Here is a 22,040-nt window from a genome sequence, read left to right on the forward strand (position 1 = left end):
CGATTTGCTGAACTTCAGACACAAAAAAACCAACTGAAAAGTTGGTTTAATGTTTGGTACCAGTGGGCGGACTTGAACCGCCACGCTATCGCTAGCAACGGATTTTGAATCCGTCATGTCTACCAATTCCATCACACTGGCATTGTGTATGGTTATCAACGCGGTGTCGATGCTTAGCATTATAGCGATGCGTCGCGCCTATACAACAACTTTTTAAGCTTTTTATGATCAAGTGCCGAAAGATTGTCCAAAAACGCATTCGACGTTCTATATTGTTTATTAATAATCAATAAAGCGTCGGCTATCACCAACGTTGAAGTGTCCAGTTAATTGCTATTACCGCAATGATTGACGACGCAATGGGCATAATAGCTTTCGAATAAAGTTTTACGTTTCTCACTAAAATGAGTAAGGGAAGAAGCAGTGTCACGATAGCAAGTTGGCCTAACTCAACCCCTATATTAAAAGCCATAACGTTCATTACCAAACTGCCTGACTGGGCATTAAGGTCGCCAAACACACTCGCAAAGCCCATTCCATGAAGTAGGCCAAATCCAAAAGTGATAAAGCCCAAACGTAGGATCATGGGAAACACATTATTGAGTGCTGTAATAACAACTGATATCGCAATGCCTAACTCAACAATTCGGCTGTTAAGGTTAATAAAATCTAGGGCGGTAGCCGTTAACGTAATGGAGTGCGCTAGGGTAAACGTGCTGACCAAAATGACTGTGCTCTTTAATATGTGCCTCTTACTATGTGCTTTGACCCAACGTTTATTCTTTCTATATAGATTAACAGTAAGTAATGTGGCGACTAAAAATAAGATATGATCTAAGCCAATAAAAATATGCCAAATACCCTGGTAAACCATCTCACCAAATTGGGAAACCCAATTATTGTCTTGAGGAGAAACAGTGATAAATGAGCGTTCGCTATCTAGAACATGCACACTGGTTTGTTCATCAAGGGTTATTGAAGCGAGTAATTTATGTGTAGGGAAGTCATTCATCATACCTGTGTAGCGCACTGAGACCTCGTTTAAAAAAGCGCAATGCACGGTAAGCGGGTATACCAACAGTGACTCAGCAGATATATCTCTCATTGAGGGTGGGGCAACGGCCACAATGCACCGGCTCTCGTTACCGCGGATTACCAGATTATTTTGAATATAACCGTTCGCCAAATTATGGTTTCTGTTTACTTCACCCCAAGTCAGGGTGCCGTCATTATTAATATCTAACCCCGCAGCACGCCCAATATCTTCAGGCTTCAACAACAACTCGCCTGAAAGCGTGTCATTCGATGCCTTGTTAAGCGTTAAGTAGCCGTTACTTAATTCGTGAGATGATGACAAACCGCTGAAGGCGGCGAAGATAAAAAATGCAATAAATTTAATCATGAGTCGTTCACTGAAAGGGTTGAGGCCGTTACGCTTCTGCTGAAGCGTTAAGTGCTGAGCGAGCGCGCTCTAGCAGGCGTTTGTCGCTTGAGGCCTGAGCGTACTGCCAATTGAGTTCAGCGAATTTAACCGCCAGTGGATAATTAGGCGCTATCTCCAAAAAGTATGTGGCGACTTGTGCAGCATGAGAACTGTCTTCTCGCCAAACTCTTATTTCCATGTTTTTTGCTAGCTGAGATTGTACAGCTGAAGATTCAATCCCTTGTTTACGCTCTGCCTTGACCCATTTAAGCAGTAAACCGTCATCAGCCTTCGATATATCGGGAACAAGTCGGGAAAGCGTGGAAGTTACCACTTCATAATTTTCTAACGCAAAATTAGCATCTGCCCAAACTAACATGGCGCTGATGGGGAGGTGTTCAAACTCGGTCTGTGACAGGTGCTGAAGCGCCTCTTCAGCGCCACCAAGCTGCAGTGACATATCTGCAAGTACTTCATAAAACCATTGGCGTTCGGCGACTCTGGCCTTGCTGGTATAGGTTTCAAAAGCCTTAAGCTTTTTCAGTAATTTAGACTCTGTGTTTTGTGAGAACTCAGCATCTACCATACATGTAAAGGCAACGAGAAAGCTTGTTTTTCCTACCAGCTTCTCGCAGTTCTCTTTCGCTTTTTTAGCGTCACCTTGTTGAATGGCAATATCTGCCATAAGTAAGTAAGCCCCTGGTGAGCGAAAGTGTGCAATTTGTTTTAGGTGCTGTTCGGCCTGCTCAAATTTATGAATGCCTTGTAATAATCGTGCCTCTAGTATGACTAAGCGTTCTCTTTGCCCAGCATTTAATGAGGTGAAATCCTTTCGCATCCTATTTGTAAATCGAATCACGCGCTCTCTTTCGTCTCCGGTTGCCGAGAGGTAGCGGCTTGAAGACAGCACTTTCTCTGCTTCATCTAAGTTCGCTATCGATAAATGTTGAGGCTGCCAGCTTGCGATAACCGTATCGAAATCTAGCTTTTGAGGTTGTGCGAAGACCGAACAAGGTGATAAGACTAACAATGCACTTACTAAAGCGAATTTCAGCGCTGGGCGCTTTACATACTTCATCAATACGTCCTTAAAAAAAGCCGTCCCTGGCTTTACGGTTGACACTTGTTACCTGCTAACACTTTTCTCGCATTCGATGGGTATTATTGACCTATCAATAAATCATCGAATGTAGTGTCGTCAGCATCTTGGGTGAACTCTCGTCCGTTTATCGGTAAAGGTTCATCGGTCGGTGCTTGGTTAAATGCGTCGCGGGTATAGCTAGAAAACGATACCTGCTGCGCTTCTATAGTCACACTCACGGTAGCAGTAACCTCGGGATTAACGCCATCAGATACGGTAAAAGTAAAGCTATCGCTACCTGTAACCTGAGCATTAGGCGTGTAGGTAAAACTGCCGTCAGCGTTGACTACTGCACTACCTAAACTGCCGTCTTCTCCAAGACCAAAGGTGAGCGCATCGCCGTCTGCATCGCTTGCCGTTAGCGTTCCGTCAAAGGCAATGTCAGCCTGAGTCGTCAGCATCTCATCAACGGCCACTGGCGCGACGTTTTCTTCTGGCGCTTGATAATCGTCATCGTCATCACTGTCAAAACAGCCAGAGAGTGCCAATACCAACCCAGAAACAATCCACAAACGGTGTTTTTGGCGGTTAACTTGCGCTAGCGTTTTCACTGAAGCGTTACCAAAGCTTTTGTTTGTTTGGCTAATTTTCATGGACATGATGGGTCTCCCTATTCAGAACCCGCAAGCGGTGTTTTTAGATACGGGAATGACGAGTCAATCATGCTTGCATCCACAGGAGCACCGTCTGTGAAGGGTACGTTACCTACGCTTGCATCTTCTGGTGCACACAAGCCTAAGTCAGTGTCTTCACCTGCCACCGGGATGGGGTAGCACAAACGGCCCATCACTACGCGAAGGGCAATATCAACCACGTCATCACCTGGGCGGCGACCGTTAGGGAAACCTGCTAAATCATCACCTGCCACACCAAATGCTGACTGAGACTCGGCTGGTGTTGCTGGGATCCCCGTATTTAGGCGCAGCATTTCAGACGCTGTTACGGTAGCTTGCTGGTTCACACCAGGGAAGCCGGTTAGGAACGCTGTCACTAAGTCCACACGTGGGAAATTAGTTGGCGCAAGGGTTTCAATGTCAGTACCTAGCGTAGTGTTTACCGCATCTCTAAACAGAATGTTGAGCAGTTCTGGTAACGAAGGGTGGGTCACATAGTCAGCGAATTGACCATCTGCACTTGGGTGAGAAGAAGAGAATTTGTCTTTGTCACCAATTCCAATAACAAGCTCATTCACCAGCGGGCTACCTAAGCGAGACACCTGTGTCATGGCACCGCCGTTGGTTTCAGGCTTAGCAAAAGTGGCATCTGGGTTTAGAATGCGCGCCTGTGGCAAACTTGCTGTTGTCCAGCTGCCAATAACGCCGTTGCCGTCACCTGTTACACACGCTTTTGGTACTTCAATAGAAAGGGCGGTTACGTTTTTGTCTACCAAGTCATCGTTCATCGCGCTTTGTGTAATACCGCCCGGGAACCCCTGGCCATCGCCTGCACCCGGCGCACTGTCACCCTCAACAGGGACGTAGTTTACCAAGTCGAACGTTTTGCCCAAGTTCACAACGAAGGGGTCTTTACGCTGGCCAACAAACACTTTCCCCATGTTATCGCAGCCAGGAATGCTGAATGAGTAAATAAAGCTTTCAGCGTAGCGCGCATATTCCGTTTCGCTGGTGAAGGTTTTATTACCGATGTAGTCAAGCGGCTTTTTAAACATATCGCCCATGGCTGGCGTAAGCGTAGTGCGGGTACCTGTTTGCATATCGCCACTCACCATGGTGAGGCTATACATCTCTGAAAAATTCGCGGCACTTGAATCGTCTGCGCTGATACCGCCTACATTTTTAAGCGGTACTTTTACCATTTTCTGATTGCCTTCTGGACCAATCGGAAGCGCAATACCTTCGTTACCAGCAGCAAGCATGTTGTTAAAATTAAATACAAAGCTGATATCTTCTACCGCATCCCCATCGCTATCAATATGAATGGCATAGTGGGCGTTCGGGTCCATCGCGAAATAGTTAGGGCCACCGTAGGCATCTTGCAATGGAATATAGTTAGCGATAAAGGTGACGTAATTTTCACGACCTTGCTCATAACTGTTGAAAGCGTAGAAGTCAGTGCTATCAAGCGCTGGGTGACGAGTAATATTAGGTGCTTCTCTATGACTTGACGCGACTGCGCCAGCTGTTATTGCTGCACACGTCACAGCAACGGCCAAAGACAAGGTTTTGCGTTTGAATTGGATCATGTCGAGTCTCTCTGTTTTTTATGAGTTCAAAAGACCAAACGACTGAGTTTTCGCTTTAGATGCAAAAAAATGTAAAAAGATGGAAAAAGTTTTTATGAAAGCGTTAAAAGTAAAAAAGGCCACATAATATGTGGCCTTGGCATATGTTATTTCTTCTTTGAAAAATTAAACTGACACAATGGGAGCAATGTAAAGGACTTCAGTTGGCGATCCTGTTACTGAGCCGCCCGGTGCTTCCAAGCTTACTGCCAACGCCGCGATGCTTTGATCAAGCAGGATATCCGGCGTCGCCCTTGTATCGCCATTGGCTTCAGGCATTAGGCCAAGGGAAATCGGTGCTTCACCGTTTGCTGGTACCATCCAAAGTTCATAGTCTTTATCAGCCAATGCAACAAAGGCATCAGTTACCTTAACATTCATGGTTTCGTCAGAGACTTCTATTACCCATAACGGTGTGTTGTCCGCATTGTTGACTACGGCAATATGGGAAACCTCTGGGGTAGGCACAGGTTGCATGACGAAAAGCAATACGGCTAACACCAATGCAGCAGCTGTGGATATGAATGACAAGCTCTTCCAGCGTTTCTGTTTCTCTTGTTCAAAGTCGATAACCTCGCCAGGCTTGCTGGAAGGTTTTGTATCGCTAGCTACGCTTGCGTCGTTAGCGGCTTTATGCCCGAGTTTGACTTGGATGCTTTCCCACACGTAATCTGGTGGCGCCACAGGCGGAAGCGTCTCCGCAAAGCCCGTCAGGTATTGTTCCCATTGGGCCGTTGCGTCGCTCACAGCTTGGTACTGCATCATTAGTTTTTGATATCGGGTGCGCGCTTTACCGCGAAGGGTTCCAACAACGTATTCTGCCGCCAGGGCATTCAGTCGTTCTTCTTTTAAATAATTCATAGTGATAGGCACCTCTGCAAACTTTGCAAGCCTCGTCTTATCCAGCTTTTTATTGTTCCAAGGGGAGACGCTAAATGACTCACCACTTCTTGATGAGACATCCCGTTAACGTAGGCTAAATGAATAGCTTGTCGCTGAGGACCATCAAGTTCATCAAGGCAAGCCGCCAATTTTGCCTGTTCGGCACCAAGTTTGATGGTTTGGGCGCCTTCTGCTCCTGATGGGGCATCATCGTCAAGCTCAACCTCGTTTCTTACATTGTGATAGCGAATCAAATCTAACGCGCGATAGCGGGCAATACTGACCATCCACGTCAACACTGTGCCTTTACCTCGCTGATAATTCCCCGCATTGTGCCATATTTTTATATAGGCATCTTGGGTTGCTTCATCAGCAAGCTCTGGGCGTTTTAATAGCTTTAACGCAACCGCATAAAGCTGTGGACTGGTTATTTTATAAAGCTCTGCGAACGCTTTTTTGTCACCGTCTGCCGTTTTACACAGCAGTGGGAACAAAGTTTCATGTTCCATCGTTGCTCCTACCTTTTATTGTTATGGCGCTGTCTTCACAAAAAGACTCGCTAGTGAAACAAAAATAATGTTTCTAAGTATTTAAACTAGCACCCTTTTTGATTAATCACACAAAAATAGCGGTACTTAAAAAGCGCTCGCGCCGTTATGACGATTAAAAACCTCTGCTCGCCTAGTATTTAAGGGAAACGGTAAGGCGCACATTTCTTGGCTCAACAGGGTGATAATGCAAATCTTCTATACCGACTTCCGGCTCTCCAGGTAGTCGCGATGCATAGAAATAGTCAATATCATGATCGTCACTGTCTAAGGCATTGAGTACCTCTAAAGTCACGTCCCACATTGGCTGACGATAAGCGACCTGTGCATTTATTAAAAACGTCGATGGTGGTGAAATTTTATCGAAACTTTCAACGGTTCTAGAACTTAAATAGCGGCCTCTCAATGTGTAACTGAACCCCAACTGATTGCTCTGCTGGTAATAGGTTAAGCCTGCGCTTACTACGCCGGGCACGGTGCCATCAATGTGACGGCCTTCGCCTTCAACACGGTCGCTGAATCTCGCTTCTGTCCATGCCGCTTCGATGTCTGTTGTGACGTGGTGGCTAATCCAATAGTAGGCACTTACTTCGATGCCATGTCTTTCAGAGGGGCGGCTAGCCTCGGTAAAACCAGCATCGCCAACGTAAACCAGTTCACTATCGAGCTCTAACCGCCATAGTGCGGCAGATAAGTTATAGGTTTTATTATCGGTATAATTAATCCCCGCTTCATAGCCAAGGCTCTTCACGAGTAAGGGGGCTGCCTCTGTTTCATCACCGGTCACAGGGTCAATCCTGAGGGTTGCCCCTCTCGCATCGTTTGAATGAAAGCCCTGACCAATATTGGCAAACGCGGTAAGTTCGTCAGAAACGCTATATTTTAAGCCCGCCTTTAATGTAAATAAGCCATCGCTCTCATTACCTGAATTAGCATTAAGGTTACTCGTTACATCAACATCTAAATAATCGTATCGACCACCTAATGAAAGGCTCAGTGCGTCACTTAACACAATGTTTGATTGGGCAAAAAGTGCGTAGCTGTTGCTGTCTATTTCGTCTTCTCGGACAGTGCCAAAGCGGGCTAAGTTTTGGGTGCGATACAAGCCTACATTATCGATATCATCAAAACGCCACTGGCCGCCAAGGGTAATACTACTTCCATCGGTAATGGCTAAGGGCAGGGTAGTGAATATTTCGCCACCGTATATTTTTCTGTCGTCAGCTTGTTCGAACTGATCGCCTCGCTCAGGATTATCAAGGAAATAGGTAAAATTAGAGAACAAACTAAGTTCGGTATCTACGGCATAAAGAGAAGCATTCCATGTATCACTGGTGTAGTTTGCTGACAAACTGTAGCGTGATGACTCTCCGCCGACTTGGGTATCAATAGATCCCAAACGGTCGATTAAACCGCTTTGTATCGCTCGCTCTGGTACTTGGTCGGCCCCGTTCCAACTATTGTCGTAAGCCATTCCAGTTACAGTAAGTTGGCCGTTTAGTAAGGGCGTAATATAACGAATATGGGCGTTCTTCTTTTTTACGTCTTCGTCTACATCAGTCCACGGGCCGTCATAGGTTTGATATTCCAAGGCGGTTACAACACGGCTCTCGCCAGCTTCGAAGTGATTTAATGCAACGGCGCGCTTGTATCCATATTCACCTAGGCCTAAAAATAACTGGTTCTGTTCAAGTGAGTCTCTTAAGTTAAAGAACGCACCGCCAGCGCTAGAAAAATCGCCAATGTTGGCGTAATAAGTGCCCTTGAAATAGCTAAGGTTGTCAATAAATTCTGGGATAATAAAGTTTAGGTCGCTGTAACCTTGGCCGTGCCCATGGCTTCGCATGTTCACGGGCATGCCGTCAACACTTACCGTGAAATCGGTACCGTGGTCCAGATTAAAGCCGCGCAGGAAATACTGGTTGGCTTTGCCCGAACCGCTGTGTTGGGTCACCATCATACCGGGGATAAATTCAAGTATTTCGCCAGCTCGAAGCATAGGCCGCTCAATTAGCGTGTCTCCAGACACCCATCCTTGAGAAGCTGATATGAATTCGCCGTCTTTTATTGAAGCGTCACCACGCACTCGAATATGTTCGATATCGCCTTCGGGATCATCTAGCGCTAATGCAGAGCTCATACTGATAGAGACAGAACTTACCATTAGTACCCGTGCTAGTGCCGTCGTTGAAAAAGATTTATGTGTCACCGTATTTACTTCTTTCGTCCATTTGTAATTTTATTAACGGCTATCTATGAGGCTTGGATGCAAATGTTGAGAAATATTTCTCACTTAGCGTTAAAGGTTATTGCTTCATTAAAAGGCATTAAGTGTGGTTTATGTTGTTTAAGCTCACAGGTGCTTGTGTCAAAATATACGAAGTTATCAATGCAGCTAAGAGAAGCCAGTGGCGAGACACGATAGAAAGGCCAAGAACCAGACATCATCTAATCTAAATAAAGCGGAAGGTGATAATGATACACGTAATTCAGAACCTGAAAGCTCGTCACTCGAGCGCGCGGGGTTTGTGCGACGCTTGTTGGCTATGATTTACGACACGCTAGTGGCCACCGCTGTGGGCATGTGTGCAGCCATGGTGATGATCGTAACGCTGGTGGTTATGCTGAAAAACGGTGCGCTTGACCTGCAAGGCTATGCTGAACCCGCCGACCTGATCCAGGCTTCATTTGGCTATAAATTGCTTATTCAAACGTGGGTAGGCCTGTGGATAGCCGGTTTTTTCTTGTGGTTCTGGCGCAGAGGTGGGCAAACCCTAGGCATGCGTGCTTGGCGTTTACGCATTTATAGTACGGTTGAAGAACCCATGACGTGGCCGCGCTTGTTTATCCGCCTCGTCGCATCATTGGGTGGTTTGGGTACGTTACTTGTGTTATTCGATTTCAAAAATAAGCAATCTTTGCAAGACCGCCTGGCAAAGACCGAAGTGTTGAAGTTGACCAAGGAAGCGAATGACCACAAGAGCTGGTAAAATGCCTTGTACGGCGCTAAAAAAATCATTAAAAAAGAGGCTGCAAAGAGCCTCTTTTTTAAGCTTTGACTGTTAAACTAGACGAATGCTGATAGCTTGCTCAACGCCTCAACATTACCCCTGCAATGGCTGCAAATAGTACGCTAGGTAGCAAGGCGCCAAGGAATGGCGGCAATTGATAAACCAAGCTTACTGGGCCAAATACTTCATTGAGAATAAAGAAACCGAAGCCAGTCAGTACGCCCATAATCACGCGTGCGCCCATGGTAACGCTTCGCAGCGGGCCAAAGATGAACGACAATGCCATTAACAGCATTACGCCTACCGAAATCGGTTGGAATACCTTGCGCCACAAGGCGAGTTGATAACGAGAAGGATCCTGGTCGTTATTTTCCAGGTAGTTCACGTAATCCAGCAGCCCTGTAATAGATAAAGCTTCTGGCTTAACCGCAACAATGCCTAGCTTGTCTGGCGTCAGTGTTGAATTCCATCGCATACGCTCGTTTTCTTTTACCGACACTTTGGTTTCAGAAAACTCGGTGACTTCAACATCGCTTAACCACCAGCCATCGCCATCGAAGGCACTGTTTTTAGCGTAGGTAATACTTTCAAGAGACAAGTCAGGGTTAAAGCTAAATATGCTCACATCTTTGAGAGAGTCTTGGCTTAGAACCTGACCAATACTTACAAATCGGTCGCCATCTTTTGCCCATACCAGCTTATCTGAAGAAAACAGGCTACCGCCTGAAATGGCTTCGGTTCTTATCTGTTTTGCCTTGGTTTCGCTGTACGGAGTAACCCACTCACCAATGGCCATTACCAATAAAATCATTACAAGGGTAGATTTCATCGCTGAGTTTATGATGTTCCAGCGGCTCATACCTGCGGCTTGCATCACTACCAATTCGCTATTGCTAGCCAAGACGCCCATACCAATAAGGCCGCCTAGCAATGTTGCCATAGGGAAGAACTGCTCTAAGTCGCGAGGCAAGCTTAGTAAAACGTAGATAAAGGCGACCAGCATGTCGTAGTCACCCTCGCCAATTTTCCGAAGCTGTTCTACAAACTTTATGAGTGCACTTAAGCCAATAAGTACACTCAGTGTAACCGTGATAGTACCTAACAACGTACGTGCAATGTATAAATCGAGGATTTTAAACATCTATTTTTTCCCCAATATCCATGCGCGAAGCTCAGTGCCGGTTTTTCTGTCCCTTACAATCAACATGACACCAATAATCAGCATGATGGTATGCACCCACCATAAACCCAATTGAGGCGGCATTTTTCCATCTTCTAGTACGCGTCTACTCGCAAGCAGCAGCAAGAAATATCCCAGATAAAGAAGGATGGCAGGGAACATTTTACCAAAACGACCCTGGCGCGGATCGACCGCGCTTAGCGGCACAGCAATCAGTACTAAAAATGGAATAGAAAGGGGGATAGCGATACGCCATTGAAGTTCGGCTCTGGCTTCAATACTGTCGTCTTCCCACAGTTCGTTAGTAGGCAGCACGCTTACCTTACGACGGGTTTCGTCGGCGGGTTTGTCGGCAATCTGAATTTGGTATTCATCAAATTCTACTTTGCGGAAAGCTTTTTCCGATTGCTTACCTTCGTACTGTACCCCTTCTTTCAATACAAGGTTTCGTGTGCCGTCAGGGTTGTTGGCCACTTCACCAGTTTGCGCATATACAACGCGCACGTCGCCTTCGCTGTCGTCCGTTTGATTTTGCGATAAAAACACGCGTTGCAGCTTATCGTTGTTGTCCACATCGTGAACAAAAATAACCGCTTTTTCGTTACCCGTTTGCTGGAATCTACCCGGCATTAGCGCCGAGATTCCGGCTTCGTTTCTGGCTTTTTCTCGCAGCTGGTATTCGTTCTCTGCAGCCAATGGCGCGAAATAAAGGGTAATTGCACCTGTAACTATCATGATAAGAACAGACAAGAACAGCATTACCCTAGTGACGTACCATTCACTAATACCGCAAGCGCGCATTACGGTCATTTCACTGTCTACATACAGTCTTCCATGCGCCAACATAATGCCTAGATAAGCACTGATAGGTAGTACGAGTGAAGAGAGAATTGGGGCATATAAACCTAGGAAGCCAAGTACAAGTCCAGCGGGTATATCACCGTCTGATGCATCGCCTAAAACGCGCACAAACCTTAGGGTGACAAAAATGGCCATTAGGATAAAGAAAATCGCTAACTGAGATTTCAGCGTTTCCTTAAGTAAATAGCGGAATATCAGCATCTCAGCCCTTCCGGAAAATTAGGAATTTTAGTGAAAGAAAGCACAATTTTGTTTAAACTTACCGTTTTTACAAGTTTTGCCTGCAATCATAAACCGTTTGCATGGTGTTTTGACGCAAATTTAACCTATATTCAATAGGTCTGTAAGCGTGAATTGCAGCGAACTAAAAAGTTATGCTGCGTATTAAAACATAAAGCAGCGCGAAACGTTACGTGATTTTAGTCATCGTGCAAACCATAAACGACGAAAAGCGAGGTGATATCGTGGAGTTTAGTGTAAAAAGTGGCAGTCCTGAAAAACAACGCAGCGCATGTATTGTTGTGGGTGTCTTCGAGCCGCGCCGCCTAACGGCAGTGGCTGAACAACTAGACGAAATCAGTGAAGGTTATATCAGCAACTTGTTACGCCGTGGCGACCTTGAAGGTAAAGCCGGCCAAATGTTGTTGCTACACAACGTGCCAAATGTACTAAGCGAGCGCGTGCTTCTTGTCGGTTGTGGTAAAGAGCGCGAATTAGACGAGCGCCAGTACAAAAATATAATCGCCAAAACCATTCAAACATTGAATGAAACAGGCTCGATGGAAGCGGTATGTTTCCTTACCGAACTTCACGTTAAAGGTCGCGATACCTACTGGAAAGTACGTCAGGCAGTAGAAGCAACTGAAGACACGCTTTACACCTTTATGCAGCTTAAAACCAAGAAAGGTGAGCCTCGCCGCCCGCTGCGTAAAATTGTATTTAACGTACCTACCCGTCGTGAGCTTACCGTTGGTGAACGTGCAGTTGAGCATGGTTTAGCTGTCGCTCGTGGTTCGAAAGTAACCAAAGACGTAGCCAACATGCCGCCAAACATCTGTAACCCAGCGTATCTGTGGCAGCAAGCACAAGAATTAGCAAGCCAGTACGACAGCGTAACCGCCGAAGTGGTTGATGAAACCCAAATGGCTGAGCTTGGTATGCAGTCTTACCTTGCGGTTGGTCGCGGTTCGGCAAATGAAAGCATGATGAGTATTATGCATCATCGCGGTGGTCCTGCAGACCAAGCGCCAATTGTGCTTGTAGGTAAAGGCCTTACTTTCGATTCAGGCGGTATTTCAATTAAGCCTGGCGAAGCCATGGATGAAATGAAGTACGACATGGGTGGTGCTGCGGGCGTACTTGGTACTATGCACACTATCGCGGCGCTGAATTTGCCCATTAACGTTATTGGCGTATTGGCAGGCTGTGAAAACATGCCAGATGGTAAAGCGTACCGCCCCGGTGACATTCTAACGACCATGTCGGGTCAAACCGTTGAAGTACTGAATACTGATGCGGAAGGTCGTTTGGTATTGTGCGATGCGTTAACCTACGTTGAGCGCTTCGACCCAGAGCTAGTGATTGACGTAGCCACGCTAACTGGCGCAGCGATTATCGCGCTTGGTCACCATGCAACTGCAGTCATGAGCACGCATAACCCGCTTGCTCACGAACTACTTAATGCGTCAGAGCAAAGCTCAGATCGCGCATGGCGTTTACCGCTTTGGGACGATTACCAAGAGCAGCTTGAAAGCCCGTTTGCCGATATGACGAACTTAGGCGGTCGCCCAGCGGGCTCAATCACCGCAGGTTGTTTCTTGTCGCGTTTCACTAAGAAGTACAACTGGGCTCACCTTGATATTGCCGGTACGGCATGGCGCAGTGGTAAGAACAAAGGCGCAACAGGCCGTCCAGTGCCTATGCTGTCTCAGTTCCTAATGAACCGCGCTGATATCAAGCTAGAGGACTAATCATTCATGCCACAAGTGATATTTTATCAACTTACCAGCAGTGACAATGGTGTGGCAGGCCGCGCCAGCGAAGTTATTGCTTCAGCGTTTGCTAATAAGCAAAAGATTAGCGTGCTGTGCGATACACAGGCGCAGGCTGAAGACGTTGATGAATTGTTGTGGCAGCTGCCGGCTGACCGTTTTGTTCCCCATAACCTTTATGGTGAAGGGCCGCAATCGGGAACGCCGGTGGAAATTTGTTGGCGGCCAGAGCAGGTAGCCAGACGACAAATGGTGGTTAATGTGGGTTCCGGTATGGTGCCTTCACCCAACCAGCATCGTCAAATCATCGATTTTGTACCCGTGGACGAGAACGCCAAACAGGCCGCGCGGGTAAGATACAAAAACTATCAGCAAGCTGGATGCAACATGCAGTTCAAATCTGCATAAGTCATTCGCGTTTAGCTTCAATTTGAGAGTGTGTAATGGATAAAACCTTCGAACCGCAGTCCATCGAGCAGCAATGCTACAAGTCATGGGAAGAGGCGGGTTTATTTAAAGCTTCAGGTAGCGGCGACCCTTATTGTATTTTGCTTCCGCCACCAAACGTTACCGGTAGCCTTCACATGGGCCATGGTTTCCAGCAAACCATTATGGACGCCTTAACCCGTTATCACCGCATGAAGGGCGACAATACGCTATGGCAAGTGGGTACTGACCACGCCGGTATTGCTACCCAAATGGTGGTAGAACGCCAACTTAACGCACAAGGCAAGACGCGCCACGATTTAGGTCGCGAAGACTTCATCAAAAAAGTGTGGGAATGGAAAGAGCACAGCGGCGGTACTATCACCGGTCAAATGCGCCGTCTAGGTACGTCACCTGACTGGTCTCGTGAAGTGTTCACCATGGACGAAGACTTGTCTAAAGCCGTCACTGAAGTGTTCGTTAAACTACACGAAGAAGGCCTTATTTACCGTGGTAAGCGTTTGGTTAACTGGGATCCAGTGCTTCACACTGCAGTATCTGATCTTGAAGTACTGAACGAAGAAGAAGACGGCCACATGTGGCACATGCGCTACCCACTTGCAGATGGTAGCGGTGAGCTAGTGGTTGCGACAACGCGCCCTGAAACCATGCTAGGCGATACCGCAGTTGCGGTACACCCAGATGACGAGCGTTATCAAGACTTTATCGGCAAAGAAATTAAACTACCGATTACTGGCCGTTTAATTCCAGTTATCGCCGATGACTATGTAGATCAAGAATTTGGTACAGGCTGCGTTAAAATTACGCCTGCTCACGACTTCAACGACTACGATATGGGTAAGCGTCATAACTTGCCTATGATCAATATTCTTACCGACGATGCGAAAATTAACGACGAAGCGCCAGAAGCGTATCGCGGTTTAGATCGCTTCGACGCCCGTAAGCAAATTGTTGCTGATTTAGACGCACAAGGCGCATTGGTTAAAATTGAGCCGCACAAGCTTAAAGTGCCGCGCGGCGATAGAACGGGGGCGGTAATTGAACCATACCTAACTGACCAGTGGTATGTAGCGGTTGAGTCTCTTGCTAAGCCTGCAATTGAAGCGGTTGAAAGTGGCGAAATTCGTTTTGTGCCAGAGAACTGGAACAAGACTTACTACCAGTGGATGCACAACATTCAAGACTGGTGTATTTCACGTCAACTGTGGTGGGGACACCGCATTCCTGCGTGGTATGACGAAAACGGCAACGTTTTTGTTGGCCGCACTGAAGAAGAAGTGCGTGAAAAGCACGGCCTTGGCAGTGACGTAACCCTTTCACAAGACGATGATGTGCTAGATACCTGGTTCTCAAGCGCACTATGGCCGTTCGCGACCATGGGCTGGCCAGAAGAAACGCCAGATCTAGAAACCTTTGTACCGTCTTCAGTGCTAGTAACCGGCTTTGACATCATTTTCTTCTGGGTTGCCAGAATGATCATGATGACCAAGAAATTCACGGGCAAAATTCCGTTTAAAGACATCTACATTACTGGTCTTATCCGTGATGAGAATGGCGATAAAATGTCAAAGTCGAAGGGCAACGTGCTTGACCCAATCGACTTGATTGACGGTATTGATATTGAGTCGCTAGTCACTAAACGCACCGCGGGCATGATGCAGCCTCAGCTTGCTGAAAAGATTGCCAAGCGTACCCGTAAACAGTTCCCTGATGGTATTCAGGCCTACGGTACAGACGCATTGCGCTTTACTTTTGCAGCTATGGCGTCAACCAGCCGCGATATCAACTTTGATATGGCCCGCGTTGAAGGCTACCGCAACTTCTGTAACAAAATTTGGAATGCATCGCGTTTCGTATTGATGAACACAGAAGAACACGATACAGGTCGTGACGGCGGCGAAATGGTGCTTAGCATGGCCGATCGCTGGATTTGGGCGAAGTTCCAACAAACGCTGGTTGAGTTTGAAAAGGCGCTTGAAGACTACCGTTTCGACATTGCTGCGCAAACGGTTTACGAGTTCACCTGGAACCAGTTCTGTGACTGGTATCTAGAACTTACTAAGCCAGTGCTTAACAATGACGCCAGCACTGAAGCTGAAAAGCGCGGTACACGTCATACCCTTATTAACGTGCTTGAAAGCCTGCTTCGCTTGTTGCACCCGCTAATGCCATTTATCACCGACACTATTTGGCAGCGCGTTGTGCCACTAAGTGCGCTTAAGGTGGAAGAGGGCGCAAGCATCATGGTTCAGGCATTCCCTGAAGTTGATGCAGCGAAACAAGACGATGAAGTGCTTGCCGATATCGAGTGGGTGAAGAAGTTTATCGTGGGTATTCGTAATATCCGTGGTGAAATGGATATCTCGCCAAACAAACCGCTTAATGCGCTACTTAAAAACGTAAGCGATGAAGACGCGCGTCGTCTTGATGCGGCTAAGGCATTCCTAGACAAGCTTTCTAAGCTTGAAACCGTGACTATTTTGAAAGACGGTGAAGAAGCACCAGCCAGCGCCACAGCGCTTGTGGGCGAGATGGAAATTCTTATCCCAATGGCAGGGCTTATCGACAAAGACGCAGAGCTTGCTCGTATTAAAAAAGCCATGGAGAAAATCGAGAAAGACGTATCTCGTACTCGTGGCAAGTTGGGCAACGAGAAATTCGTAAGCAATGCGCCAGAAGCGGTAATTGAAAAAGAACGCGGTAAGTTGGAAGAGGGTGAAAAAGCCCTAGCCAAACTTAAAGAGCAGTTTGAAACTATACAAGCGCTGTAGCTAGATACGCTTCGAAATAAAGACTAAAACGCTGCCATATGGCAGCGTTTTTCTTATGAACCTTTTGTTCGCTAAACCAACGTTGTTTCTGTAATGATCACTGGCGACACCCTGTTTCGCCCTGTTTTTTTTGCGTTATACAGTTCTTTATCTGCCCGATTAAACAGTGTATTCCACGTATCTTCGATGTTGCTCGAAGAAGACATACCTACGCTAATGGTTACCTTTATTTCTTCAGTGCCAGTGGATATAACAAGTGAAGACACCGATTTTCTCAATCTATCGGCAACGATGAAAGCGTGTTCAGAATGTTGATGAGAGATAATTACGCCGAACTCTTCTCCTCCTATACGACCCACGATGTCACCCTCGCGTAACTGTCCTTGTAGACACTGTGCCACGTTTTTCAGCACTCTATCGCCTTCAGGGTGACCATAGTTGTCGTTGATAGCTTTAAAAAAATCGATGTCAATTACCAACAAAGTGAAAGGCCTTTTGCTTTTGGACTTCAACTTTTTCAATACTGTGCGAATAAACGCGCGACGTCCTAACACACCGGTTAACTCGTCGAAGTTTGCCATTGCTTCCCATTCGCCTTTTTCTTTAGACAGAATAATAAATGGAAGAAGTGCTGAGGTGGCAACGCAAAGCAGTACGTGTAGCCCAACAGTAATCGTTATAAAAACTTGTAAGTTAGATTCTAAGCCATAATAGGTTGTACCGGTGGTAAGCGCTGCCCGTATCATCATTATGATAAAGTGAATGAACAGTATGCTTCGTAACAGTATAGAAATACCCTCAATGGTTTTCCATTGCTGCGATTGAAAGCTCTGAAAACAAAATAAAAACATTAAAGCAATAAAAAAGGAAGTTGTTGGTTCGACTAAATCAGGGGACCAAGACGCTCCAAACAAAGAGAGAACGGCTATTACAAAAACGCGGTTACCCGTGCGTTTGACGGTAGAGTGCACACATTGAATGTTGAAACTTAAAAAGCCATGAAGTAGCAAATAGCTGGCCGTTAAATAAAGAAGCCCTGCGAGTGTGCTGAGCACGTTTATACTTGGCACTAACATAGTGAGCGCGCTGCCGACTAGCCCTAAGCAATACACCAAGCACGATGCGGCCCAAAAGTTGAACGCGACAGGTTCGTATTGATTTTTCGCCAAGATACGAAAATATCCACCTACTGCTGTATTTATAGCAAGCGACAGAAGTAACACAATCAATACGGAGCTTGTCATTTTTTCGCCAACGATATTAGACAAAAGTATTAATAATAATGGCGTTAAACTAAAAAATTACGTAACGATAAGGGTATAACGGTGAATAAATAAGTATTTTTTTATATACCTTTAAAGCAAGATTTTTTTTGAAAAAGAGGTACTAAGTTCATGCAATATAAGAATTTGTTAATTTATTTAGGGGTCGCTGTTTGTGAACGTTAACTTAAAAAGTTTTTTACCACTGCAATAAGTGACTTCTGCTTTATAGGTTTGGTCAAATAATCATTCATTCCCGATTGAAGCGCGTTTTGTTTATCTTCTTTCATTGCATTGGCTGACAGGCCAATAATAGGTACGGCTGTAAAGCCTTTTTCACGAAGCAGCTTGGTGGCTTCATATCCATCCATGACGGGCATTTGTACGTCCATCAAGATAAGGTCGTATTGAGGGGCGTTTTCTACTTTTTGTACTGCTTGCTTACCATCTTCAGCGATATCAAATGTAAGTCCCAGGTTTGTTAGAATTTCACCGGTAACGAGTTGATTTATATTATTATCCTCTACGAGCAATATGTGCCCTTCAAGATTCACGCTCTCGGATTCCTCTTTATATTCTCGGCTTTGGTAATTAGCATCTTTTGAAATTATTTGGTGTACGAAACGTTCAAATTGGGCGGGGGTGAAAGGATGCATGATTAAGGGGCCTTTCCACAGCGAGTCATATTTAGACTGCAGGGCACTGCCGGCGCTCTCCATTACTAAGCCTACAGACTTTCCGCTTTCTAAAAGGCTGTTCAGCCAGCTAATATTTTTCCTAAACAAGCTAAACTCATGAACATCGACAACGATATGGTCGGGGAGAGTAGTAGCATCTTTAGCATCTTCAATTGACATGCTTAATGCTGTCGACAGCTGAATTTGAGTGCAATAGGCTTCTGGGAGTAACGGTGATTCAGTTACGTAAAGGCTATTAGTAGGCAACTGTGGAGAGTTTTGTAACACCCCTGGCTGATTCTTAAATGCTTTAAGAGGAAGCTCAACCTCGAATCTACTGCCTTTCCCCATAGTAGAGGTTGCATGAATGCGTCCATTCATAAGCTCAGTAAGCTGGCTGACAATGGCAAGGCCTAGTCCAGTACCGCCATATTTGCGGTTAGTTGAGCCATCAGCCTGTGTAAAAGGCTTAAATATTTTATCGAGCTGCGCTTTGCTCATGCCTATACCTGAGTCGGTAATTCGCATAATGAGGTGTAGTAGGTTACCTTTTTCATTCAAGTTACCGTCGAACTCTATTTCTATACGCCCTTGTTCGGTAAATTTCACGGCGTTGTTGCCAATGTTCATAATAATTTGAGCAATGCGCAACGGGTCGCCTATAACCTGAGGTGGTATGCTAGGGTTAACCGTAAAATGAACAGATAGGTTTTTTTCTTTTGCGCGTAGCGCTATTACCGCGATGAGGTTGTCAAATAGCGAGTGCAGTGAAAAGCTAACCTCTTCTATCTTCAATTCACCTGCTTCAATCTTTGAAAAGTCCAGAATGTCGTTAATTACGCTCAGTAATATTTGCCCAGAGTACGAAGCTTTATCAAGATAGCCTCGTACTGTTGGTGATATTTCTTGCTGTTGGGCTAGTTCTATCAGGCCAATGATACCATTCATGGGGGTACGAATTTCATGGCTCATATTCGCTAAAAACATGCTTTTAGATGCGGTAGCCTGCTCGGCTTTTACTTTAGATTCGGTGATGACCTTGTTTAAGTTTTCCAGCTGAGAGTTCATCGATCTCGCTTCGTTTAATAGCTTTTCCGTTTCTCGGTTTTTATCACTGAATACAAGAGCGGCTCTGGCTAGCTTTCCTATTTCGTCCTTGCGACTACTGCCCGGAATATTGGAGATTTGCACGCCTTCCGCGAGCTTGTTGAAAACATCGGTAATAGAGCGGATTGGGCCAAGGATACGAAATATTGAAAACAGCGCAGCTGCTAAAGCAAGCAAAATCGCAAATAAAGAAAAGAGCTCTCCATTACGCTGTGTATTCTCTGCTATTTGGTAAGTACGCTGTGTAACAGCCTCTGAGTGAGTACTAACTTTTTTTGCTAATTCGCCGCTTAAATAGAGAAACTCATTAGCAGAGCCTGCCATCACTACATTAACCAGAAAAAGATTACCTTGTGTTATTTGAGTAAGCTTAAAAAAGTCGTTTTTTATTCTGTCTATAATTCGCTCCACACGCTGCTGCATTTCAGCATTGGCTGAGAAGGACATGCGCATTAAAGCGTCAACAGAGTCATTGAATGTCTTGATGAATTTCATATCAGGCTTCATCAAGTATTTTAACATCGCATTTTCTGTTTGAATTAGAATGCGCTTTGCATCTTCTACAGAAGTCGCTGAAACCATTCCTTTCGCTAGTGCTTTATCGAGTTCACTTTCGAGTAAGGTAATATCAGACATAGTCCCTTGATCGACGAGATTGTCTCTTTCTGAGCGCGCTTCAACAACCTGAGAGAAGTTCTCTTGATAAGCATTTAGGTGCTCTCTCATTCTACTGAGAATTTGATTGCTGTCGTCTTTTTGATTGGAATGCTCGTTAACCTCCGCAAGTTTATCGAGCTTGCTGTTAATGGTAACCATCAGGCGGCTAAAACGCGTAATAGCCGACTTACTTGCATTCTCTTTGAATATTAAAACATTACGCTGAAGGTCGACAACGTCCCGTTCAAGCTCTTTTACAATGCCTACATCAATGACGGCTTTAGCCGCGGATGCCACGCCTTTATTTAAAACCTCTTGGTTTTTTCGCGCTACGAAGCCTTGAGCAAGTATTAGTGCAACTAAGGCAAGTAATACTGTTATAAGCTGTACTCGGATTGACGATAACATATAAGCCTGGGGAACCTTATTCCATTTAAGAAGCGGTATTACACAGCGTCATGCAGTGATAAATTCGTACCATTTTTGTAAGCTATATTCATAGCTTGGCATAACCGTATTCCAAACTGCAACATTACTGAATCGTTCTTCGTAACTGCCACCAGTTCGTTGTGCGCCTTTTTGTACACTCACTTTGCCATCAGTGCCTTTTAGTGGTTCAGAAGCAACTTTGCCCCTATACCAGTAGTCCCACTCAGCCTGCGATAAATATTCGGCCGAACGTTGGGGATTCGAAATGTAATATCCCTGTCTTGCTATGAATGCACCCGGCCAACCCGACAGCCACCAATTCATATATTCATAGGCAACATCTTTCATTCTGCCTTGGGTAGCAGAAGAAAGGCACATTACCCCGTGCCACCCTCGGTATCCCTCTTTTGGAGCCGCGAAAGTGACGGGAATATTTTGACCATTCAGTGCGGAGACCGCTGGTGAGAACATGCTTTCAATAGCGACACGGCCACTTTTCATAAATTCAACGGATTCAGGAACCGATGTCCAAAAACCGCTAAAGTGACTCAACTGATTTAACTCTATAAGCAAGTTAAACAAGTCGTCTAGCTCGTATTCGGTAATAGCACCAATATTTTTGAAAGTGATAAAACCTTTTGCTTGCGCCGCTAATGCTAAATCGAATAATCCGATGGTAGGGTCATTTACAATGCCGACTTTTCCAGAAAAGTGACGATCAAGCAGCCAGCCCCAACTTTCTTCTTGCCCCTGCAGTTCAGTCGGAAGCTTTGACCTGTCATAACCAAATGAATCCACGTTATGTACGTAGGGTAAAAAGCTGATGGCATCGGTGTGCTTTTCACCTAAAGAGGCGTCTTCTTGCACATTAATAATCTTGTGCGGCGCGTCGCCGGCGCCCATACGCGCATTTTCAGTAAGCTTACCGGTTTTGCTTAAGTCGTTTATTTCTTCCCAGTAGCGAAGGCGCTTTTTTTGTATCGGTTGAATAGCCTTTGCGCGCCACAGAACATTAATACTATTTGACCATTGCTCGTATAAATCGAACGACCGAGGGTTCATGGATGCCTTTTGCAGCACAGTGGCACTGCCGCCAGGTTCAAACGCTATGTTGATACCTAAGTCTTCGATAGCGCGCTGTCGGATAGCTTCCTGTAATGTTACGTGAGTACCCATAACACGCAGCGTGGGCTTTGTTTTACCGATAGCGAAAGGAGTAATGCCTGCAGTCAATCCCAATGCTAGCCCGCCTTTGAGTAAGGTACGACGTTCCGCCGAAGAATTTTTGGTCTTACAAGGCTTAGTAGGCATTATGAAAGTCCGAATAAGAAGTATCCTTTGTAACATTCTGGCATCTATTTCATAGACTTACCAAGGAATCTTTTAAAATAGTTTGTTGCAGAGTGGATTT

The 22,040-nt window shown here is 45.6% G+C and carries 16 protein-coding genes and 1 tRNA gene; 4 read left to right on the forward strand and 13 right to left on the reverse strand.

What is annotated here, in order from left to right; genetic code table 11:
- Window positions 1–54: 54 nt before the first annotated feature.
- The 8 genes from AC27KT_RS10420 to AC27KT_RS10455 form a co-directional block, all read right to left on the reverse strand.
- A tRNA-Leu gene (locus AC27KT_RS10420) sits at window positions 55–141 on the reverse strand.
- Between the two features lie 163 nt (window positions 142–304).
- Window positions 305–1,402 carry a HupE/UreJ family protein gene (locus tag AC27KT_RS10425; protein ID WP_487129705.1) on the reverse strand — a complete coding sequence of 366 codons (1,098 nt, stop codon included), beginning with the start codon at window positions 1,400–1,402 and terminating at the stop codon, window positions 305–307.
- A 28-nt stretch (window positions 1,403–1,430) separates the two neighbouring features.
- On the reverse strand, window positions 1,431–2,501 hold the full coding sequence (locus AC27KT_RS10430) for a tetratricopeptide repeat protein (protein ID WP_487129707.1): 1,071 nt from the start codon (window positions 2,499–2,501) through the stop codon (window positions 1,431–1,433).
- Between the two features lie 83 nt (window positions 2,502–2,584).
- The gene (locus tag AC27KT_RS10435; RefSeq protein WP_487129709.1) at window positions 2,585–3,163 is read right to left on the reverse strand and encodes an Ig-like domain-containing protein; all 579 of its coding nucleotides are present in this window, start codon (window positions 3,161–3,163) and stop codon (window positions 2,585–2,587) included.
- Window positions 3,164–3,174: 11 nt separating this feature from the next.
- The gene (locus AC27KT_RS10440; protein ID WP_159493508.1) at window positions 3,175–4,767 is read right to left on the reverse strand and encodes a DUF4331 domain-containing protein; all 1,593 of its coding nucleotides are present in this window, start codon (window positions 4,765–4,767) and stop codon (window positions 3,175–3,177) included.
- A gap of 165 nt (window positions 4,768–4,932) precedes the next feature.
- Entirely contained in the window at window positions 4,933–5,667 is a 735-nt protein-coding gene (locus AC27KT_RS10445) for an anti-sigma factor (protein WP_487129712.1), read from the reverse strand.
- The gene (locus tag AC27KT_RS10450; protein ID WP_159493507.1) at window positions 5,664–6,197 is read right to left on the reverse strand and encodes an RNA polymerase sigma factor; all 534 of its coding nucleotides are present in this window, start codon (window positions 6,195–6,197) and stop codon (window positions 5,664–5,666) included. The genes AC27KT_RS10445 and AC27KT_RS10450 overlap by 4 nt, the downstream gene beginning before the upstream one ends.
- 172 nt (window positions 6,198–6,369) lie before the next feature.
- A complete protein-coding gene (locus AC27KT_RS10455) occupies window positions 6,370–8,400 on the reverse strand; it encodes a TonB-dependent receptor (protein ID WP_487129903.1) in 2,031 nt (676 codons plus the stop codon).
- A 244-nt stretch (window positions 8,401–8,644) separates the two neighbouring features.
- On the opposite strand from AC27KT_RS10455, the gene AC27KT_RS10460 reads away from it, so the two are divergent.
- Window positions 8,645–9,226 (forward strand): RDD family protein, encoded by a 582-nt coding sequence (locus AC27KT_RS10460; protein WP_487129714.1) that lies wholly within the window; start codon window positions 8,645–8,647, stop codon window positions 9,224–9,226.
- A 100-nt stretch (window positions 9,227–9,326) separates the two neighbouring features.
- Here the strand turns inward: AC27KT_RS10460 and lptG are convergent, their stop codons facing one another.
- On the reverse strand, window positions 9,327–10,388 hold the full coding sequence (gene lptG, locus AC27KT_RS10465; RefSeq protein ID WP_487129716.1) for an LPS export ABC transporter permease LptG: 1,062 nt from the start codon (window positions 10,386–10,388) through the stop codon (window positions 9,327–9,329).
- Window positions 10,389–11,489, reverse strand: a complete 1,101-nt coding sequence (gene lptF / locus AC27KT_RS10470) for an LPS export ABC transporter permease LptF (RefSeq protein WP_014950603.1) — start codon at window positions 11,487–11,489, stop codon at window positions 10,389–10,391.
- 263 nt (window positions 11,490–11,752) lie between these two features.
- Between lptF and pepA the strand changes: the two genes are divergently transcribed.
- From pepA to AC27KT_RS10485, 3 genes are read left to right on the forward strand one after another with little or no spacing between them, the layout of a single operon-like run.
- Window positions 11,753–13,258: a leucyl aminopeptidase gene (pepA, locus tag AC27KT_RS10475; RefSeq protein WP_474854737.1), complete on the forward strand. Its 1,506-nt coding sequence runs from the start codon at window positions 11,753–11,755 to the stop codon at window positions 13,256–13,258.
- A gap of 6 nt (window positions 13,259–13,264) precedes the next feature.
- Window positions 13,265–13,687, forward strand: coding sequence for a DNA polymerase III subunit chi (locus AC27KT_RS10480; RefSeq protein ID WP_071815862.1), 423 nt, complete (start codon window positions 13,265–13,267; stop codon window positions 13,685–13,687).
- A 35-nt stretch (window positions 13,688–13,722) separates the two neighbouring features.
- Entirely contained in the window at window positions 13,723–16,497 is a 2,775-nt protein-coding gene (locus tag AC27KT_RS10485) for a valine--tRNA ligase (RefSeq protein WP_487129719.1), read from the forward strand.
- A 71-nt stretch (window positions 16,498–16,568) separates the two neighbouring features.
- Here AC27KT_RS10485 and AC27KT_RS10490 read toward each other — a convergent pair whose 3' ends face one another.
- From AC27KT_RS10490 to AC27KT_RS10500, 3 genes are all read right to left on the reverse strand, one after another.
- Window positions 16,569–17,741 carry a GGDEF domain-containing protein gene (locus tag AC27KT_RS10490; protein ID WP_487129721.1) on the reverse strand — a complete coding sequence of 391 codons (1,173 nt, stop codon included), beginning with the start codon at window positions 17,739–17,741 and terminating at the stop codon, window positions 16,569–16,571.
- A 200-nt stretch (window positions 17,742–17,941) separates the two neighbouring features.
- Window positions 17,942–20,608 (reverse strand): ATP-binding protein, encoded by a 2,667-nt coding sequence (locus AC27KT_RS10495; protein WP_487129723.1) that lies wholly within the window; start codon window positions 20,606–20,608, stop codon window positions 17,942–17,944.
- A 48-nt stretch (window positions 20,609–20,656) separates the two neighbouring features.
- Entirely contained in the window at window positions 20,657–21,940 is a 1,284-nt protein-coding gene (locus AC27KT_RS10500) for an ABC transporter substrate-binding protein (protein ID WP_487129725.1), read from the reverse strand.
- Window positions 21,941–22,040 lie beyond the last annotated feature (100 nt).

The sequence above is a fragment of the Alteromonas sp. 5NW40-0090 genome, assembly GCF_057552975.1.

Excerpts from the sequence above, each read along its gene's own strand:
- AC27KT_RS10430 (WP_487129707.1), bottom strand. The coding sequence starts at position 2,501 with ATGAAGTATGTAAAGCGCCCAGCGCTGAAATTCGCTTTAGTAAGTGCA.
- AC27KT_RS10450 (WP_159493507.1), bottom strand. The coding sequence starts at position 6,197 with ATGGAACATGAAACTTTGTTCCCACTGCTGTGTAAAACGGCAGACGGT.
- AC27KT_RS10500 (WP_487129725.1), bottom strand. The coding sequence starts at position 21,940 with ATGCCTACTAAGCCTTGTAAGACCAAAAATTCTTCGGCGGAACGTCGT.
- AC27KT_RS10440 (WP_159493508.1), bottom strand. The coding sequence starts at position 4,767 with ATGATCCAATTCAAACGCAAAACCTTGTCTTTGGCCGTTGCTGTGACG.
- lptF (WP_014950603.1), bottom strand. The coding sequence starts at position 11,489 with ATGCTGATATTCCGCTATTTACTTAAGGAAACGCTGAAATCTCAGTTA.
- AC27KT_RS10495 (WP_487129723.1), bottom strand. The coding sequence starts at position 20,608 with ATGTTATCGTCAATCCGAGTACAGCTTATAACAGTATTACTTGCCTTA.
- AC27KT_RS10490 (WP_487129721.1), bottom strand. The coding sequence starts at position 17,741 with ATGACAAGCTCCGTATTGATTGTGTTACTTCTGTCGCTTGCTATAAAT.
- AC27KT_RS10480 (WP_071815862.1), top strand. The coding sequence starts at position 13,265 with ATGCCACAAGTGATATTTTATCAACTTACCAGCAGTGACAATGGTGTG.
- AC27KT_RS10425 (WP_487129705.1), bottom strand. The coding sequence starts at position 1,402 with ATGATTAAATTTATTGCATTTTTTATCTTCGCCGCCTTCAGCGGTTTG.
- lptG (WP_487129716.1), bottom strand. The coding sequence starts at position 10,388 with ATGTTTAAAATCCTCGATTTATACATTGCACGTACGTTGTTAGGTACT.
- AC27KT_RS10445 (WP_487129712.1), bottom strand. The coding sequence starts at position 5,667 with ATGAATTATTTAAAAGAAGAACGACTGAATGCCCTGGCGGCAGAATAC.
- AC27KT_RS10435 (WP_487129709.1), bottom strand. The coding sequence starts at position 3,163 with ATGTCCATGAAAATTAGCCAAACAAACAAAAGCTTTGGTAACGCTTCA.
- AC27KT_RS10455 (WP_487129903.1), bottom strand. The coding sequence starts at position 8,400 with ATGGTAAGTTCTGTCTCTATCAGTATGAGCTCTGCATTAGCGCTAGAT.
- AC27KT_RS10485 (WP_487129719.1), top strand. The coding sequence starts at position 13,723 with ATGGATAAAACCTTCGAACCGCAGTCCATCGAGCAGCAATGCTACAAG.